Origin of the sequence: Nocardioides albidus, from assembly GCF_006335005.1 — a bacterium.
In the GTDB taxonomy this organism is placed as follows: domain Bacteria; phylum Actinomycetota; class Actinomycetes; order Propionibacteriales; family Nocardioidaceae; genus Nocardioides; species Nocardioides albidus.
In genome coordinates, this window is sequence record NZ_VDMP01000009.1 from 19,046 (window position 1) to 36,508 (window position 17,463).

The window sequence follows — 17,463 nt, forward strand, 5'->3', positions numbered from 1 at the left end:
TTCCCGCTCCCTGTGTCCGACGTCGTTCTCCCCTGTCAGCGGCGGGGATCCGGAATTCGTTACAGCGCGGGGTACGACGCACGTCGCCACATCGGTCAGTCGTAGGCCGCCTCCACCTCCCAGCTCCCCGGCGAGCGCCAGCGCAGCAGCCAGGCGCGTCCGTCGACACCGACCACCTGGAAGCGGGCGGCCCGCCCCGCGCCCGCCGATCCGGCCGAGCCCGCCGAGAGCCACCAGCCCTCGTCCACCGGCCACGGCCCGGCCCACGAGGCGATCGGACACCAGTGCCGCCCGATCCGCATCCGCCACGGCTCCCCGGTCACCACTCCCCGCGCGGTGACGGCCACGGCGACCGACGCCTCGTCGACGACCTCTGCCTCGAGCGGCGCGGCGAAGACCCGGCTCGGGGCGGGGCCGGGGATCCGTCCGGGCCAGGGCCGCTCGAGCGGGCGCAGTCCGACCGGCCGCTCGCCCCAGGGCACCAGAGCCTGGCGGTCCGCGGCGCCGCGCCCACCCTGGAGCACCGGGACGCGGACGGCGTCGTACCCGACCATCGCCTGGACCCGCGCGACGCCGCGCACGACCTGCTCCTCGGCTCCCCCACCCCACAGCCCCTCGGCGTGGTCGCCGGCGGGCTCGACGACGTCGGGCAGGAAGCGGACGAGGGTGACGGCGGAGGTGATGGTCTCGCCGGTGGACTTGCGGCTGCGCAGCCCGGAGGTGGCCATCCCGGCCTGGAGCTGCCAATGGACGCGGTCGACGAGGTCGCGGGAGGTGAAGCAGCGCGGGTGCAGCCAGGTCCGGGTCGAGACGCCCTCCCCACCCAGCGCCGACTCGAACTCGGCCTCGATCCGCACCGAGGTCGCCACCAGCTGCCGCTCGGCCAGCCCGGCGACGAACCTCTCCGCGGTGGTGCGGACGCTGAAGGTGACCGCCTCGGCCGAGTCGAGCGGGGGCTCGAAGGAGATCTCGCAGGCCAGCTCGGGCGGCGGGGTGCGCGAGGCGAGGCGGGTGACCTCCCTGCCCTGGACCCGGCGCCACACGTCGGAGCCGTAGCTCCCGAACCGGTTGGCCACATCACCCGCCCCGAGCCGGGCGAAGTCGGCGAGCAGAACCAGCCCGAGGCGGCGCAGCAGGTCGGCGAGCTCGGCGCCCTCCGGCCCGTCGTCGGCGAGCACGGTCACCGGCAGCCCCCGCAGGAACTCCGCCGAGTCGCCCGAGGGGATCGACACACAGCCCTGCGGCGGGGCCTGCCGGGCGGCCCGCTCGGCGGTGTAGAGGTCGTCGGCGGCGCCGAACCGGCTGTCCCACACGCCCGCCCGGGCGAGGTGCTCGGCGAGGACCGCCGCTGCCGCCTCCTCGCCGTCGAGCCCGCGGCGCGCGAAGTAGCGGCCCGGGGCGGGGACGGCGAGCAGCCCGGGCCGCAGCGGCGCGACCCCGGGACGCAGCTCCTCGACCGCCGCGAGGACCGGCTCGAACCATCGTGCGTCGCGGTCGGGGCTGGCCGGCAACAGCACCACGTCGGGGCAGCGCGCCTGGGCGTCACGGCGCCGCTGCCCGCGTCGTACGCCCTCGGAGCGCGCGGCGGCGTTGCACACCGTGACCACGTTGTTGGCGAGCACCGCCGCCGGCGCCGACGTGTCGAGGGCATTGGCGTCAAGAGCACCGTCGACAGCACCATCGGAGTCGGCCAGCTCCAGCATGCCTGCCGTGACCGACCAGTCCGGGCACCAGAGCACCATCGTCCGCGTCACAGCGCCACCTCCGCGCGCACCGGCATCCCCCGGCCGCCGCGGACGACGAGGGCGGCCCGGCGCTCACGCAGCCGACCACGACCGTGCCCGATGCCCTCCCACTCGACCCGCTCCGCACTGATCCGCGCGTCGCAGCGGGGCCACTCCCCCTGCACGACCAGCACCGACGAACGCGCGCGCAGCCGCGCCTCGAGGACCGAGGCGGACTTGGCGTCGACCCCGCCCGGAGGGCGCAGCACCACGACCTTGAGGACGTCGACCAGGGCCGCGGTCACCTCGAGCCAGTGCTCCCCGGGCGAGGGGACCAGGACCGTGCGGCCGAGCACGATCCCCTGCTGCTGGGCGGCCTCGGCGCCGAAGTCGTCCCAGCCCGCGAACCCGACCCACTCGCCGGCCTGGGAGGCACCCGCCGCCAGCGCCAGGCCGAGGGTCGCGGAGTCCACGCCGTAGACCCCTCCCGTGCGCACCCGGACCAGCCCCGCGAGCGCCGGCGACATCGGCACGCTCAGCCGGGTCGGTCCGCCCTCCAGCGCCTGGATCCGTCCGCGCAGCTGGTCGACGACCGTGCGCGGGTCGGCCAGCTCCGTGGTCTCGAGGGGGCGGATGCTCACCTCACCATGTTCGAACATTTGTTCGATTCAGGCAAGTGGGCGATCATCACCCCGTTGTGGTCGGACTAACGCCGCGAACGCTTCTCCCGCGGCTGCACCTTGATCTCGATCGGCGTGCCGACGAACCCGAACTCCTCGCGCAGCCGGCGCTCGATGAACCGCTCGTAGCCCTGGTCGAGCTTGCCGGTGGTGAACAGCTTGAACACCGGCGGTGCGCTCTGCACCTGAGAGCCGAACAGGATCCGCGGCTGCTTGCCGCCACGGACGGGGTGCGGGTGCTCGGCCACGATCCGGCCGAGGAAGGAGTTGAGGGCGCCGGTGGAGATCCGGGTCTCCCAACCCTCGATGGCCCGGTCGAGCGCGGGCACGATCCGGTCGATGTGCCATCCGGTCTTCGCGGTGATGTTGATCCGCGGCGCCCACTGCACCTGGACCAGATCGCGCTCGACCTCGCGGTCGAGGTAGTAGCGACGCTCGGCGTCGACGAGGTCCCACTTGTTGAAGGCGATCACGAGCGCCTTGCCGGCCTCGCGCACCTCCTGCAGGATCCGCATGTCCTGCTCGGCGATGGACTCGTTGCCGGCCAGCACGAGCACGCACACCTCGGCGCGCTCGATGGCGGTGGAGGTCCGCAGCCAGGCGTAGTACTCGTGGCCCGAGGCCTCCTTGACCCGCTTGCGGATGCCCGCGGTGTCGATGAACCGCCACTCGCGCCCACCCAGGGTCACCAGCTCGTCGACCGGGTCGACCGTGGTGCCGGCGACGTTGTCGACGACGACCCGATCCTCGCCGGCGAGCTTGTTGAGCAGCGAGGACTTGCCGACGTTGGGGCGCCCGACGATGGCGATCCGGCGCGGTCCGCCGAGCTCCTCCCCGACCCGGTCGGCCACCTCCGGCAGAACGGACAGCACGGCGTCGAGCAGGTCGCCCGAGCCGCGTCCGTGCAGGGCGGAGACGGGGAACGGCTCGCCCAGGCCGAGGTTCCACAGGCCGTAGGCCTCGGCCTCGGCGCGCTCGTCGTCGACCTTGTTGGCGGCCAGGACGACAGGCTTGCCGGACTTGCGGAGCACGCGCACGACCGCCTCGTCGGCGTCGGTGATGCCCACGGAGGCGTCGACGACGAACAGGACGGCGTCGGCCAGGGTGACCGCGATCTCGGCCTGAGCGCGGATCTGCTCGGCCATGCCGCGGGCGTCGGGGTCCCAGCCGCCGGTGTCGACGAGGGTGAACGCACGACCGGCCCACTCGGCGTCGTACGACACGCGGTCGCGGGTCACGCCGGGGATGTCCTCGACGACCGCCTCGCGGCGGCCGATGATCCGGTTCACCAGGGTCGACTTGCCGACGTTGGGGCGGCCGACGACGGCCAGCACCGGGACCACCCCGGTCGGGGTGTCTTCACTCATCACGCTCTCCTTGCGGGAGCGGGCCGGGCAGGCGCCGCCCCGTCTCGTCCAGGGCTTCGGCCAGCTGCTGCTGCAGGTGCGCGCGCAGCGCGGCCGAGGTCGATGAGACATTCTCCCGCGTCCGGGGCCACGGCACCGCATCGACGGCGTACGGCTCCCCCACGACGATGTCGATCCGCGCCCCCTTGTGCGGCAGCGAGCTGCTCGATCCGCCCGGATCGCGCGAGCCCAGGAACGTCAGGGGTACGACGGGCGCCCCCGTCCGGAGGGCGAGGTAGGCCGCGCCGCCGCGAAACCTCTCGAGGTCGCCAGGACCGCGCGTGCCCTCGGGGAACAGGCCGACCGCGTGTCCCTCGCCGAGCACCCGCAGGGCGATCCTGATCGCCGCCGGATCGACGTTGCACCGGTCGAGCGGGATCTGCCCGGCGGCGCGCAGGAAGGGACCGAGCGGGCCGGCGAACATCTCGAGCTTGGTCAGCGCGTGCACCGGCCTCGGCGCGAAGATCGCCATCAGCGGTCCGTCGACGAGGCCGATGTGGTTGCCCGCCACGACCGCCGGTCCCGTCGCCGGGAAGCGCTCGGGGTGAAGCACCCGCACGTCCCAGCGTCGGCGGATCAGCCAGCGCGATGCCGGACGCCCACGGACCAGGAGCCGACGCGACGGGAGGGGGACGGGGTGCGCGCTCACACGCGCTCCATCACCAGGCCCACCACGATGTCGACGACCTCGTCCAGGGTCAGCTCGGTCGAGTCCACGTGGACCGCGCCGTCGGCCATCGTCAGCGGGGCGACGGCCCGGCCGGAGTCGATCCGGTCGCGGGCGAGCAGGGACTCCTGGGTGGCCGTGAGGTCGGCGCCGCCATTCTCCAGGGCGCGCCGTGCGGCGCGGGCCGCCGGATCGGCGGTCAGGTAGACCTTGAGCTGGGCCTCGGGCCACACGACGGAGCCGATGTCGCGACCCTCGACGACGATGCCGCCACGTGGACCGTCGGCGGGGGCGATCAGCTCACGCTGCAGCTCGACCAGGCGCGCACGGACCTCGGGCACGGCGCTGACCGGGGAGACGGCGCCGTTGACCGCGTCGCTGCGGATCTGCACCGAGACGTCGACCCCGTCGACGGTGATGGTCGGTGCGAGCGGGTCGGTGCCGGAGACGAGCACCGGCTCCCCCGCGCGCGCGGCCACCGCCTCCGGGTCGTGCACGTCGACGCCCTTCTCGAGCATCCACCAGGTGATCGCGCGGTACTGCGCGCCGGTGTCGAGATAGCGCAGGCCGAGGCGGTCGGCGACCGCCCGGCAGGTGCTCGACTTGCCCGAGCCGGAGGTCCCGTCCACGGCAACAACCACGTTCTCCGGCACGTCCACGGCGTGCACCCTACCCGTGGCCGGTCATCGGTGAGTCGTCCAGCCCCTCGACTCGAGGGCCGCGTGCAGCTCCTCGGCCCGGCCCGCGACGACGTCCAGCTCGACCAGACCGACCGGACGGCCGGGGTCGTGGTCGATCCGGACGTCCTCGATGTTGACCCCGCTGTCCCCCGCGTCGGCGAACAGCCGGGCGAGCTCTCCGGGCTGGTCGGGCACCGAGACCCGGACGGCCGCCATCGGCTGAGGCGCGGCGCCGTGCTTGCCCGGGATCGCGCGCGTGCCGGCCTGGCCGTAGGCGAGCAGGGACTCGAGGCCGACCCGGTCGCCACCGGTGACCGCCTCGAGCGCGAGGTCGAGCCGGTCGCGGACCTCGGCCAGCAGGGCCGCGACCGCAGCGGCGTTGCCGCCGATGATCTGGCTGTAGAGCCGCGGGTCGCCGCCGGCGACCCGGGTGACGTCGCGAACGCCGGTTCCGGACAGCGCGAGATGGTCCGCGGAGGCCCCGGCGAGCGTGCCGGCGACGAGCGAGGCCATCAGGTGGGGCACGTGCGAGGTGCGCGCCACGGCACGGTCGTGCTCGGCGGGGCTGAGGTGCACCGGGACGGCGCCGCAGACCAGGGCCAGCGCTTCGACGATCCGGGTCGCCGACGAGGTGGCGTCGGGGCCTGGCGTGATCGCCCAGGGGCGTCCGTCGAAGAGCTCGGCGTTGGCGGAGAGCGGGCCCGAGTGCTCCGTGCCGGCCATCGGGTGGCTGCCGACGTACCTGCTGACCGACCGGTGGGCGGCCACGGCTGCCAGTGGACCGGCCTTCACGCTGCCGACGTCGGTCACGACGGTGTCCGGACCGGCCGCGTCGAGGACCTGGGCGATGACGGCGCCCAGAGCGTCCGGGGGCACGGCGACCACCACCAGTTGCGGGTCGTCCTCCGGCGTGCGCGCCCGGCCGGCGCCGAGCCCGCTCGCGGTCCGCACGTGGTCGGGCGAGGTGTCGGTGAGCAGCACCTCGAGCCCGGCCCGTCGGCAGGCCAGGGCGATCGAGGTGCCGATCAGGCCGACCCCGACGATCTCGACCGGGCCCGCGAGCGCACTCGTCTCAGACACGCACGACAGGCTAGGGGATCAGCCGGCGGCCTCCGCGCCCGGCTGGTAGGACCCGAACGACCAGTGGTTGCCCTCGGGGTCGCGCACGCTCCCCCCGCGGCCGCCGTAGTCCTGCTCGACCATCGCCCGCTCGACCGTCCCTCCCGTGGCGACGGCGGCGTCGAAGACAGCGTCGGGGTCGTCGCTCACCAGGTAGAGGGCCGCCGATCCGGGCGGCTGGAGGGGGCTGTCGGCGCGCACCGCGCCGAACATGATCCCGCCGCCGCCGGGCCAGAGCCACTCCGCGTGGACGACGGTGCCCGTGTCGTCGCGGTAGGTCGCGTGCTCGACGAAGCCGATGGCGCGCAGCCACGCGGTCATGGCGTCGACGTCGCGGAACTGCATCGCGGCCCAGAGCCGCACGGTCGCTGCCTCAGCTGCTGTCTCAGTTGCTGTCTCGGTTGTCATGGTCCCAGCCTGCCCCCGGGGTCTCGTCGCGGTCTTGGACGAACGGGAACTCCTCGCGCAGCCAGGTCGTGGGAGCGCACCCCGCCAGCGCGCTCCACTCGCGGGCGAGGTGCGCCTGGTCGGCGTACCCGCACGCCGCGGCGACCTCCGCGAGCGGCCGCCGCCCGAGCAGCCTGCGTGCGGCCTCCAGCCGGGCGATGCGCTGGTAGGCCTTGGGCGTCAGCCCGCACTCCGCGCGCACCAGGCTGCCGAGTCGCCGGCGGCTGTAGCCGACCTCGGCGGCCGCCTCCTCGACCCGCGCGCCGCGCGTCAACAGCGCCAGCGCGTGCGCGACCTCGGCGCGCGGAGCGGGGTCCCCGGCGCGGGCGGCGAGCCGAGCGAGGGTCCGGTCGACCAGTGCGACCCGGGCCGGCCAGGACGGCAGGTCGTGGAGTCGCTCGGGCAGCTGGCGCAGCTCGGTGGGCACGCCGGTCTCGTCGAGGTCGGTCAGGGCGCCGGACAGGTCGGCCGCGGGACGTCCGAGGAGCATCCGCGCCCCGTCGAGGCTCAGCGCGAGCTGGATCCCCCGTTGGGAGCCGTCGTGATGGATGGCGGCGGGCTCGGTGTGCAGCCCCGAGAGCGACGCCCACGCCGCGTGCAGGCTCCCGGCCGAGCGCGCCCAGGACACCCGGAGCGGGTCGTCGAGCGGGAGGACGAGGGTGATCGTGGTGGACGGCAGGCCCCGGTGCGTGCCGGGCGCGCCGAAGTCGACGTCATACGGCGTCCGCGCCACGACGTGCGGGCGCAGGGCGGGCGGCACCGGTGGAGCCGGGATCACCCGACCACCGTAGGACTACATGCCGACGAGCTCCAGCAGTTGGCCGAGCTCGTCGTGGGAGAGCTCCCGGATCGCGCCGCTGCGCAGGGTGCCGAGCTCGATCGGGCCGAACCGGGTCCGGCTGAGCTGGCGCACCGGGTGGCCGACCTGGTCGAGCAGCCGGCGCACGATCCGGTTGCGGCCCTCGTGGATGACCAGCTCGATGATCGACTTGTCCGCCGCCGAGGCGATCACCCGCGCGCGACGCACCCGCACCGCGCCGTCGTCGAGCGTCACGCCCGCCAGCAGGTCGGCGACGGTGCCCTTGGCGAGCTTGCCGGCGACCTCGGCGACGTAGGTCTTCTCCACCTCGAACGACGGGTGCGCCATCCGGTGCGCGAAGTCGCCGTCGTTGGTCAGCAGCAGCAGGCCCGAGGTGTCGGTGTCGAGCCGGCCGACGTGGAACAGCCGCTCCGGTCGGTCGGCCACGAGATCGGAGAGGGTACGCCGGCCCTGCGGGTCGGACATCGTGGACACGACCCCGCGCGGCTTGTTGAGCACGAGGTAGACGTGGTCGGAGATCGGCGGCAGCCGCTTGCCGGAGACCTTGATGACCGCCGTGCGGGGGTCGACCTTGGTGCCGAGCCGGGTGACGACCTCGCCGTCCACCTCGACCTCGCCCTCGAGCATGAGCTCCTCGCAGCGCCGGCGCGAGGCGACGCCGGACTGGGCGAGCAGCTTCTGCAGGCGGATCTGGCCGTCGTCGTCGACGGCGATGTCACGCGTCATCGGACGCCTCCTCGTCGGTCGCCACAGCGGAGGCGGGAGCGGCCTCCTCGGCGGCGGCGAGCTCGTCCTCCATCTCCGCGAGCTCGGGCAGGTGGGGGGCGAGATCGGGCAGCTCGTCGAGGGAGACGATGCCGATCCGCTCGAGGAAGTAGGAGGTGGTGCGGTAGAGGGTCGCGCCGTGCTCGCCGTCGCGGCCGGCCTCCTCGACCAGGCCGCGACTGATCAGCGTCCGCATGACGCCGTCGACGTTGACGCCGCGCACCGCGGACACCCGGGCCCGCGAGACGGGCTGCTGGTAGGCGACGACGGCGAGGGTCTCGAGGGCGGCCTGGGTGAGCCGGGCCTGCTGGCCCTCGAGGACGAACGCCTCCACGACGGGGGCGAACTCGTCGCGGGTGTAGTAGCGCCAGCCGCCGGCGACGTTGCGCAGCTCGAAGCCGCGGCCCTGCTCGTCGTACTCCGCTGCCAGCGCGCCGAGCGCCTCGGCGACCTGCTGCTCGGGATAGCCGACCGCGGTCGCGAGCGCCACGGCGTCGAGCGGCTGGTCGGCGACCATCAGCACCGCCTCCAGCGCGGGTCGCAGCGCCGTGACGGGGACGGGCAGCGCCTCGTCGGTGATCGGCTCACTCATCTGTTCCTGCTTCCTCCGGGACCGGTGCCCCGTCGAACTCGTCGGTGATCAGGTCCTCGACGTCGACCGCCTCGTCGCCCGTCCAGCGCACTGTGAGCTCGCCGAGCGGGGTGACCTGCTCGAAGGCGACGGCGCCCTCCCGGAACAGCTCGAGCAGGGAGAGGAAGCGGGCGACGGTGGTCAGCGTGTCGGGCGAGTCGCCGCACAGCGCGCGGAAGGTGAGCGTGCCGCTGCGGCGCAGGCGGTCGGCCACGATCCCGGCCTGCTCGCGCACGCTGACCGTCGGGGCGTGGATGTGCTGCAGGCTCAGCTGCAGCTCCGGCCTGGGGGTCATCGCCTTCGCCGCGAGCGCGGCGAACTGCTCGAGGCCGATCCCGATCAGCACCTCCGGCAGCAGGCCGGCGAAGCGCTCCTCGAGCCCGACCGCGCGGGGGAAGCGCCGGGCCTCGTCCTGCAGCCGCCGGTCGAGGACGGCCGCGACCTGCTTGTAGGCGCGGTACTGCATCAGCCGCGCGAACAGCAGGTCCCGGGCCTCCAGGAGGGCGAGGTCCTCCTCGTCCTCGACGTCGCCGGCCGGGAGCAGCCGGGCGGCCTTGAGGTCGAGGAGGGTGGCGGCGACGAGCAGGAACGAGGTGGTCTCCTCGAGGCCCGCATCGGCGGTCCCGTCGGCGAGGTCGGGCAGCAACTTGATGTGGGCGATGAACTCGTCGGTGACCTTCGACAGCGCGACCTCGGTGATGTCGAGCTTGTGCTTGGAGATCAGGCTCAGCAGCAGGTCGAAGGGGCCCTCGAAGTTCGTCAGGCGGACGGCGAAGCCGGCCTCACTCACGCAGTCGCCTCACCAAGGCAGAGCCCTCGCCCTCCGTCTCCAGCTCGGCGAGGACCAGGTGCAGCGCCTCGCGCACGAGCCGGCCCCGGTCGACCGCGAGCCCGTGCTCGCCGCGCAGGGTCAGCCGGGCGCGCTCGAGCTCCATCAGCTCGGTCGAGGTGACGTAGACGGTGATCTTCTCGTCGTGCCGGACCCGGCCGCTCGGGCCCTTCTGGGGCTTCTCCGGCACGTCGGCGGGCGGGTCCGGGACCGCGCGCACCGCCGGCCCGGCCTCCGAGGTCGGCCGGAACAGGTCGTCCGCGGCCGGCATGCTCACACGTCGAGACACCGCAGCGCCACCTCCTTCGCGAGCTGGCGGTAGGCCTCCGCCCCGCTCGATCCGGAGGCGTAGGAGGTGATCGGCTCGCCGGCGACGGTGGAGTCGGAGAACTTCACGGTACGGCGGATCACGGTGTGGAAGACCTTGTCGCCCCACGCCTGCACCAGCCGCTCGAGCACCTCGCGTCCGTGCAGCGTGCGGCCGTCGTACATGGTGCCGAGGACGCCGTCGACCTCCAGGCCGGGGTTGAGGCGCTGCTTGACCTTGTCGATGGTCGCCTTGAGCAGCGCGACGCCACGCAGCGCGAAGTACTCGCACTCCAGCGGCACGATCACGCCGTCGGAGGCGGTGAGCGCGTTGACGGTCAGCAGGCCCAGCGAGGGCTGGCAGTCGATGAGGATGACGTCGTACTCGGCGATCGCCGGGGCGAGGACGCGCTGCAGGGTCTGCTCGCGGGCGACCTCGTGGACCAGCTGCACCTCGGCGGCGGAGAGGTCGATGTTGGAGGGCAGCAGGTCCATGCCGGGCACGCCGGAGGGCACGACGACCTCGTCGAGGGTGGCCTCGGGGTCCATGAGCAGGTTGTAGACCGTGCTCTCCATCTCGTGGGGGTTGAGCCCCAGCCCGACCGACAGCGAGCCCTGCGGGTCGAAGTCGACGAGCAGGACCTTGCGGCCGTACTCGGCCAGCGCGGCACCGAGGTTGATGGTCGTCGTGGTCTTGCCGACGCCACCCTTCTGGTTGCACATCGAGATCACGCGGGCCCGGCCGTGGGCGGTGACCGGCTTCGGGTCGGGCAGCACCGGCATCGGCCGCCCGGTCGGGCCGAGCTCGCCGCTCACGGTCTGCACGGCCGCGCGCTCGGCGGGCGCCTGCTCCGGGACGGGGAACTGCAGGGTCATCGCGTCGCCTGACGGCTCGGTCACGGTCGCGTCCTCCGTCCCGTCGCTGCCGAGCGGTACGTCACTGCCGGGCGCCGGGATCGGCATCCTCGGCGGCATGTCGGGTGCACTGGATCCTCCGTAGAAGCCTGCCATCGCCCTCACCTCTGTCTCGACCATTGCTGGCACGGGTTGCGGGCTCCTTCCCCAGAGCCCGGGACTCCTCCATCCAACAATGTCGACACGGAGACATTCGGGAGGCGCGCCGCACACATCCCGCGTGCCACCCGAATGTCGGAGGGTCAACCCTCCACGCCGGTGCTGCTGTGCGGCTCGCCGACCGGCTTGCTCTCCGCCGAGCCCCGCTCCCGCAGGAAGATCGCCAGGACCGCGAAGGCCCCGACCGCGAGGAACTCCGACTGCCAGTTCTGCAGGGTCCGCTCCCAGAAGTCGGCGGAGGACGCGTAGTCCCCCCATCCCTGCGGGTCCCGGAGCTGCTCGAGGCGGTGCTCGTTCTCGGAGGCCCAGCCGGCGACCGACTGGGCGAGCCACGACAGCAGGAAGACGACCCCCACCGCCAGGGCGAGCGAGTGGGAGTAGAGGCGGGTCCGCCATCCGCCCAGCGCCGCCCACCGCGGCGGGTCCGGTCCGGCGTACGCCCCCACCTTCTGCTCCTCGTCGGTCTCCAGGCCCGGCTTGTCGAGCTCCTTGGACTCCGGAGAGCCCTGCTGCAGGAACCAGACGGTGGCGAGCACGTAGAGGAGGAACTGGAGGAACTCGCTCTGCCAGTTCTCCGCGACCGCGACGGCGAAGTCGGTGGAGGTGACATAGGCGCCGTACCCGATGGTGCCGAGCTGCTCGCCGACGTGCTCGTCGTTGAACGACTGCCAGCCCGCCACCGACTGGGCGGCGAGGGTGCCCACGAAGAGCACGCCGAAGAAGAGTCCCAACGAGTTGTTGCGCACGAACGACCTCACAGGTGCCTCACTCCCGCGACGAGCATCAGCGCGAGCCCGACGGCGATCACGAGCACGTAGGCGACGAACATGACCTTCATCTCAGCCTCCCTCGACAGCACACTCGTACGGCGCGTCGCCGGCCGCCTGGCAGCCCGCGGCGGTGACCCGCCAGCCGCGGTCGAAGCGTCCCAGGAAGAGGGTGTCGCTGCCGGTGCGCACCTGGGCCGCGGTGCCGTAGACCTCGGCCTCGGCCTCGGCCTCGGCCTTGTCGCCCGCGGGCGGCAGGTCCTCCTCCAGAAGGGCATCGGCGCACGGCTCCTGGGCGTCGCGCTCCAACGCGTCACGCGTGGCCGGGGCGAGCAGGCGACACGCCTGGTCGCCGTCCCCGGCCTCCACCGCGGCCTCGAAGCGCTGGGCGACGTCCGCGACGGCACGGTCGCGGTCCTGGTCCCCGGCACACCCGCTCAGCCCCGCCAGGACGAGCAGGAGGGCGGGCGCCACTGCTGGTCGGATGGATGAGAGCGTCATGCGCGCTCAGTACCCCGCCGACGCGCCGTCGATCACTCCCCGCCCAGACCGGCCCGGCGGGCACGCAGCAGCGCCTCGGACCGGTCGCGCGCGTCGAGCTTGGTGAGCACCGCAGACACGTGGTTGCGCACCGTCTTGTCCGAGAGCACCAGCGCGCGAGCGATGCGGCGGTTGTCGTAGCCGCGCGCGATCAGGTCCAGGATCTCCCGTTCCCGGTTGCTGAGCTGGGGGAACAGCTCGCGGCCGGGCTGGGCGGCCAGGCCGCTGAAGTAGTCGCCGAGCCGGGCGGCGACCGCCGGGCTGAAGACCGCCCCGCCGGCGGCGACGGTCGTCACGGCCGACACCAGCTCGGCGCGGCCCGCGCCCTTGACCACGTACCCCCGGGCGCCCGCGCGCATCGCGGCGACGACGGCGTCGTCGTCGGCCGACATGGTGATCACCAGGATCCGGAGCTCGGGGCGCACGGCGAGGAGGTCGCGCGTCGCGTCGATGCCCGACCCGTCCGGCAGGTTCAGGTCCATGAGGACGACGTCCGCCTCGACGCGCGCGACGAGGTCCCGGGCCTCCTCGCAGCTGTGGGCCTCGCCCACCACGTCGAGATCCGGCTCGGTCGAGAGGGCGACACGCACGCCGTCGAGGAAGAGGGGGTGGTCGTCCACCAGCAGCACGCGCGTCACGACACACCCCCGACCACGTGCGGGACGCGCACGCGGATCGTCGTACCGCGTCCGTCGGCGCCGGCGCCCACCTCGAGCCGGCCGCCGACCTCGTCGGCGCGGCTGCGCATCGAGTCCAGTCCGATCCCGCCGCCGGGCTCGCCGGGCATGGACGAGGCGATCCCGATGCCGTCGTCGACGACCTCCAGCTCGACGTCGGCACCCTGCCTGAGGACGAGGTGCAGCCGGGTCGCGCGGCTGTGCTTCGCGGCGTTCGCCAGGGCCTCCGCCGCGATCCGGTAGAGGGCGACCTCGACCGCGGGCTCGACCCGCAGCGGCTCCGCGACGTCGGCGACGACGGCGAGCTCCGGGGACTCGAGGCGCTCGGCGAGCGCGGCCAGCGCCCGCGGCAGCCCGAGGTCGTCGATCCCCGGCGGTCGCAGGCCCTCACAGATGCTGCGGACCTCCTCGACCGCCTGGGTGACGTTGCGCCCGGCGCCCTCGAGCAGGCGTCGCGCCGCCGGATCGTCGACGAGCTCGTGCACGGTCTCGACGTGGAGGCGGAGGCCCGCGAGCATCGGCCCGATCCCGTCGTGGAGCTCCTGGCGCAGCCAGCGTCGCTCCTCCTCGCGCGCCGAGACCAGGGACTCGCGACTGCGCCGCAACTGATGGTGCAGTGCCAGGGCGGCGACCGCGGGGGCGGCCTGGTCGGCGATGCCCTGGAGCACCAGCAGGTCCGGCTCGGTGAACGCGCGCTCGCCGTCGCGCCGGGTGACCGCGAGCCGGCCCACCACTCCCCCGCGGTGGCGCAGCTCGAGCACCTCCTCCGCTGACGGCGACGGGACGCCGTACGCCGCGGCGGTGTCGTCGGCCGGGAACAGGATGCGGGCCCCGGGGACCCGGAGATCGGTGACGACTCGACGGCACACGATCAGGGGGACGTCACCGAGGTCCACCCCGGCGCGGGTGAGCTCGCCCGCGAGCGCGGAGGTGATCGCCCACGGATCGGCACGGTTCCCGAAGTAGAGGCGGTCCACCGCCGCGGTCAGCCGGTGTCCGAGCGGTTGGACGAGGACGCCGGCGACGCCGGCGGCCAGGGCGGCGCCGAGGGCCGAGCGGTGGCCGGTCGCGGCGTCGACCAGCGCGAAGACCGTCAGGTAGGCGCCGATCAGGCAGCCGGCGAGGCTGGCGGCGACCAGAGCGCGGCAGACCAGCAGGTCGAGGTCGTAGAGCCGCAGCCGGGTGACCGCCACCCCGATCGCCACCGGGACCAGGGCGACCGCGGCCGCCTGCGCAACGACGTCGGCCGGCGACGGGATGATCCCCTGGAGCAGCGTGACACCGAGCGCCGTCGCGGCTGCGAGCAGCAGGACGACGACCTGCCGGCGCCGCAGCCCCTGCGAATGGCGATAGCGCAGGCACAGCGACACCAGACCGGCGAGCATCGCGAGGGCGAGCAGCGGCGCGCCGGCGGTCGTCGCGAGGCGGGCGACCGCCTCCGAGGTCACGGCCTTGGGGACCGTGACCGTGCCGGCCAGTGCCTCGGGGTAGAGCCCGACGCCGAGCGCGACCAGCGCGATGCCCGCCACCGCGGCGCCCGCGCTCCACCGCCACACCCGACCGGGCCGGAGGCCGTCGGGGTAGAGGAGCGGCACGAGGGTCAGCAGGGGGAAGAAGCCGGGGACCCACAGGAACGACTGCAGCTGGACCCACCACCGCGTCAGCTGGGCGTCCGGGTCACCGGCGAGGGCGAGGGCGGTGGTGAGCGCGGCCGCCGCGGCGCAGAGACCGGACGCGATCAGGACGCCGGCGAGCTGGCGGGCGCCCCGGTTCAGGGTGCCCGCCAGCCACATCAACGCGCCGGCTGCCGGGTGGGCGATCCCGACGGCGGCGTCCACGGCCACCTGCGCCCCGGGATCGGTGTCCCAGACCCCGGCTCCGGTCGTCACGCCCAGCGCGGCGAGAGAGGCGACCGCGGCGGCACCGGCGACGCCGACGACCGTGAGGTGGGACGCCGGTCGCATGTCGCGCAGTGTAGGTCTGGTCACCGGCTCAGACGGCCGGATCGGCCGGATCGGGCATCCGTCCGCGCGCCACGGTGCTGCCGAGGACGAGGACGCCGACCGTCACCTGGGCCAGTGCCCAGCCGGACGGCTCGCCGAGGAGCAGGCCGGCCGCGCCGACGAAGGTGCACCCGGCGCCGAGCCAGCCGCCGAGCCGACGGGCCGTCGGGAGGAGGGCGGCGCACAGCCCGAGCACGACGAGGACCCCGGCGATCCACGCCATGTCGAAGTAGTGCGGATTCTCCGCGTGGTAGCCGGTTCCCGTGGCGTTCTGCAGCCGGAGCTGGGCGATGGCGTAGGGCACAAGGACGGCCGAGGCCAGGAGTGCGGCCGGCGCGAGCACCGGGTCGAGGCGGACCGGCACGCGCAGTCGGGGGCGCCGGGGCAGGGCGAGCCAGAGGAGGGCGCCGGGGATGGCGATCACCGTCATCAGCGCGGGTGCGCCGCCGCCGGGAGCGATCAGGGCGCAGACGGCGCCGGTCGCCACGACTGCGAGGTGCTGGACGCCTGCCGCGGTGCTCGGCCGGCGGCCGCTCCAGCCGGCCCGGACGAGACCGACCAGCGGCACCAGCCACAGCGCGCACAGGAGCAGCCCCTGGCCGGTCAGCTGGTGGAAGCGGTGATCGTCCTCGGCGCCGGTCAGGAGCATCCGGGTGATGGTGATCGTGAACATCGTGGGGATGACGAGGGCCAGCGCGCCGGCCGCGACCAGGGCGGTGCGCCGCAGCGGGCTCGGCGTGGGCCGCGTGGAGACGGGATTCTCGAGGTGCAGTGAGCTGTTCATGACGACGACACTGGTGCGCCCGCCGTCCCAGCCGACAGGGACATCCGTCCCCGGCGCGCCCGACTCCGTTCCGGGTCCGGGCCGGGGCTAGCCCCCGAGGCGGCGCATCTCCTCGATCCGCACGACGGCCTCGCCCTGCTCGTCGGAACGGTCCAGGTCGACGATGCCCTCGAGCACCCAGTCGTGGTGACCCTCGGGATCATGCAGGGTCTGGACGACCCGCCAGTGCCCGCCCGCCGGCGGCCGTTCGACCGAGAGCAGGGCAGGTCCGCGAGCGTCGGCGTCCGTGAGCAGGCGGCTGTGCTCGTCGTAGTAGGCCTCCAGCGCCGCGTCCCACCGAGCGGCGGTCATCTCCGACTCCTCGGGCTCCAGGGCCGCCAGCGCATCGACGTCGTCGCGGGCGATCAGCTCGACGCGGCGCCACAGGGCGTTGCGCACCATCACGTCGAAGACCCGGCCCTGCTGGCTCAACGGCCGGGGCGGGGGCGGCGGCTCGTGGTGGCTGACCTGTCGGGTGGCGTGGTCGGGATCGCTGAGCGCCTCCCACTCGTCGAGGAGGGAGGAGTCGACCTGGCGCACCGTCTCCCCGAGCCACTCGACGAGCAGGTCGAGCTCCTCGGTGTGGTGCGAGGCGGGCACGCTGTGCCGCAGCGAGCGGTAGGCGTCGGTGAGATAGCGCAGCACCAGGCCCTCGGAGCGCGCCACCTGGTAGCGGGACACCAGGTCGGTGAAGCCCATCCCCTGCTCCCACATCTCGCGCACGACCGACTTGGGCGCCAGCGCGTCCGGGGAGAGCCACGGGTGCCGCTCGCGGTAGGTCTCGAAGAGGGGCTCGAGCAGGTCCGAGAGCGGCTCGGGCCAGGTGATGTCCTCGACCAGGGCCATCCGCTCGTCGTACTCGACGCCGTCGGCCTTGAGAGCCGCGATCGCGTCGCCGCGCGCGGCGTGGCGCTGGGCCATCAGCAGCGGGCGCGGCGCCTCGAGGGTCGCCTCGATCACGGAGACGACGTCGAGGGTGAAGGTGTCGCTGTCGGGGTCGAGGACGTCGAGGACCGCCAGCGCGAAGTGGGACAGGGGCTGGTTGAGGGCGAAGTCCTCGGGCAGTGCCTCGGTGAGCACGAAGCGGCGGCCGAACCGGTCGACCTCGTCGAGACGGGTGAGCACCTCGGAGGTCACCAGGCTGCGGGCCAGGCGCACCGCGCGCTTGGCGAGACGCAGCTGGCTACGACGATCCTCGTGGTTGTCCATGAGCAGCCGGCGCAGGACGGGGAAGGCGTCCTCCTCGCGGGAGAGGACGTTGACGAGCATCGCGTTGTCGACCCTCATCTGTGACTTCAGCGGCTCGGGCCTGCCCTCGACCAGCTTGTCGAAGGTCTGCTCGGTCCACACGACGGTGCCGGCCGGCGGCTTCTTGAGCTGGGCCTTGGACCCGCGCTTCGCCTGCTTCTCCGCGCTCATGGCGGCGTTCTTCGCGGCGGCCTTGGCCTTCGCCTTCTCGTTCTCGATGATGTGCTCGGGGGCCTGGACGACGACGTAGCCCGCGG

19 protein-coding genes are annotated in these 17,463 nt (G+C 73.8%); all 19 read right to left on the reverse strand.

Annotated features, from left to right (window positions below; all coding sequences use genetic code 11):
* Nucleotides 1–95 precede the first annotated feature (95 nt).
* Entirely contained in the window at nt 96–1,754 is a 1,659-nt protein-coding gene (locus tag FHP29_RS00520) for a DNA polymerase Y family protein (protein ID WP_240044211.1), read from the reverse strand.
* Complete coding sequence (locus FHP29_RS00525; protein WP_139620921.1) at nt 1,751–2,365, reverse strand: hypothetical protein; 615 nt, start codon at nt 2,363–2,365, stop codon at nt 1,751–1,753. Before FHP29_RS00525 ends, FHP29_RS00520 begins: the two co-directional genes overlap by 4 nt.
* Nucleotides 2,366–2,430: 65 nt before the next feature.
* The gene (gene der / locus FHP29_RS00530; protein WP_139620922.1) at nt 2,431–3,771 is read right to left on the reverse strand and encodes a ribosome biogenesis GTPase Der; all 1,341 of its coding nucleotides are present in this window, start codon (nt 3,769–3,771) and stop codon (nt 2,431–2,433) included.
* A complete protein-coding gene (locus FHP29_RS00535; protein WP_139620923.1) occupies nt 3,764–4,459 on the reverse strand; it encodes a lysophospholipid acyltransferase family protein in 696 nt (231 codons plus the stop codon). The genes der and FHP29_RS00535 overlap by 8 nt, the downstream gene beginning before the upstream one ends.
* The gene (cmk, locus tag FHP29_RS00540) at nt 4,456–5,136 is read right to left on the reverse strand and encodes a (d)CMP kinase (protein WP_139620924.1); all 681 of its coding nucleotides are present in this window, start codon (nt 5,134–5,136) and stop codon (nt 4,456–4,458) included. The genes FHP29_RS00535 and cmk overlap by 4 nt, the downstream gene beginning before the upstream one ends.
* Before the next feature lie 24 nt (nt 5,137–5,160).
* The gene (locus tag FHP29_RS00545; protein ID WP_139620925.1) at nt 5,161–6,237 is read right to left on the reverse strand and encodes a prephenate dehydrogenase; all 1,077 of its coding nucleotides are present in this window, start codon (nt 6,235–6,237) and stop codon (nt 5,161–5,163) included.
* Nucleotides 6,238–6,255: 18 nt separating this feature from the next.
* On the reverse strand, nt 6,256–6,639 hold the full coding sequence (locus FHP29_RS00550) for a VOC family protein (RefSeq protein WP_205013757.1): 384 nt from the start codon (nt 6,637–6,639) through the stop codon (nt 6,256–6,258).
* A gap of 22 nt (nt 6,640–6,661) precedes the next feature.
* Nucleotides 6,662–7,501 carry a helix-turn-helix domain-containing protein gene (locus FHP29_RS00555; RefSeq protein ID WP_240044212.1) on the reverse strand — a complete coding sequence of 280 codons (840 nt, stop codon included), beginning with the start codon at nt 7,499–7,501 and terminating at the stop codon, nt 6,662–6,664.
* Nucleotides 7,502–7,516: 15 nt separating this feature from the next.
* On the reverse strand, nt 7,517–8,269 hold the full coding sequence (locus tag FHP29_RS00560; protein WP_139620927.1) for a pseudouridine synthase: 753 nt from the start codon (nt 8,267–8,269) through the stop codon (nt 7,517–7,519).
* Entirely contained in the window at nt 8,259–8,900 is a 642-nt protein-coding gene (gene scpB / locus FHP29_RS00565) for an SMC-Scp complex subunit ScpB (RefSeq protein ID WP_139620928.1), read from the reverse strand. The genes FHP29_RS00560 and scpB overlap by 11 nt, the downstream gene beginning before the upstream one ends.
* Entirely contained in the window at nt 8,893–9,729 is an 837-nt protein-coding gene (locus FHP29_RS00570) for a segregation and condensation protein A (protein ID WP_139620929.1), read from the reverse strand. The genes scpB and FHP29_RS00570 overlap by 8 nt, the downstream gene beginning before the upstream one ends.
* Nucleotides 9,722–10,057, reverse strand: a complete 336-nt coding sequence (locus FHP29_RS00575; protein WP_192903930.1) for a hypothetical protein — start codon at nt 10,055–10,057, stop codon at nt 9,722–9,724. The genes FHP29_RS00570 and FHP29_RS00575 overlap by 8 nt, the downstream gene beginning before the upstream one ends.
* Complete coding sequence (locus FHP29_RS00580; RefSeq protein ID WP_338036826.1) at nt 10,042–10,974, reverse strand: ParA family protein; 933 nt, start codon at nt 10,972–10,974, stop codon at nt 10,042–10,044. Before FHP29_RS00580 ends, FHP29_RS00575 begins: the two co-directional genes overlap by 16 nt.
* Before the next feature lie 257 nt (nt 10,975–11,231).
* Nucleotides 11,232–11,906 carry a DUF6766 family protein gene (locus FHP29_RS00585; RefSeq protein WP_139620930.1) on the reverse strand — a complete coding sequence of 225 codons (675 nt, stop codon included), beginning with the start codon at nt 11,904–11,906 and terminating at the stop codon, nt 11,232–11,234.
* A gap of 81 nt (nt 11,907–11,987) precedes the next feature.
* Nucleotides 11,988–12,416: a hypothetical protein gene (locus tag FHP29_RS21450; RefSeq protein WP_158296430.1), complete on the reverse strand. Its 429-nt coding sequence runs from the start codon at nt 12,414–12,416 to the stop codon at nt 11,988–11,990.
* Nucleotides 12,417–12,448: 32 nt separating this feature from the next.
* Complete coding sequence (locus FHP29_RS00595) at nt 12,449–13,093, reverse strand: response regulator (protein WP_139620932.1); 645 nt, start codon at nt 13,091–13,093, stop codon at nt 12,449–12,451.
* Nucleotides 13,090–15,096 carry a sensor histidine kinase gene (locus FHP29_RS00600; protein ID WP_139620933.1) on the reverse strand — a complete coding sequence of 669 codons (2,007 nt, stop codon included), beginning with the start codon at nt 15,094–15,096 and terminating at the stop codon, nt 13,090–13,092. Before FHP29_RS00600 ends, FHP29_RS00595 begins: the two co-directional genes overlap by 4 nt.
* Nucleotides 15,097–15,124: 28 nt before the next feature.
* Nucleotides 15,125–15,919, reverse strand: a complete 795-nt coding sequence (locus FHP29_RS00605; RefSeq protein ID WP_139620934.1) for a hypothetical protein — start codon at nt 15,917–15,919, stop codon at nt 15,125–15,127.
* Between the two features lie 87 nt (nt 15,920–16,006).
* The coding region (locus FHP29_RS22350) for a DUF3516 domain-containing protein (protein WP_240044213.1) at nt 16,007–17,463 on the reverse strand (1,457 nt) is incomplete at its 5' end.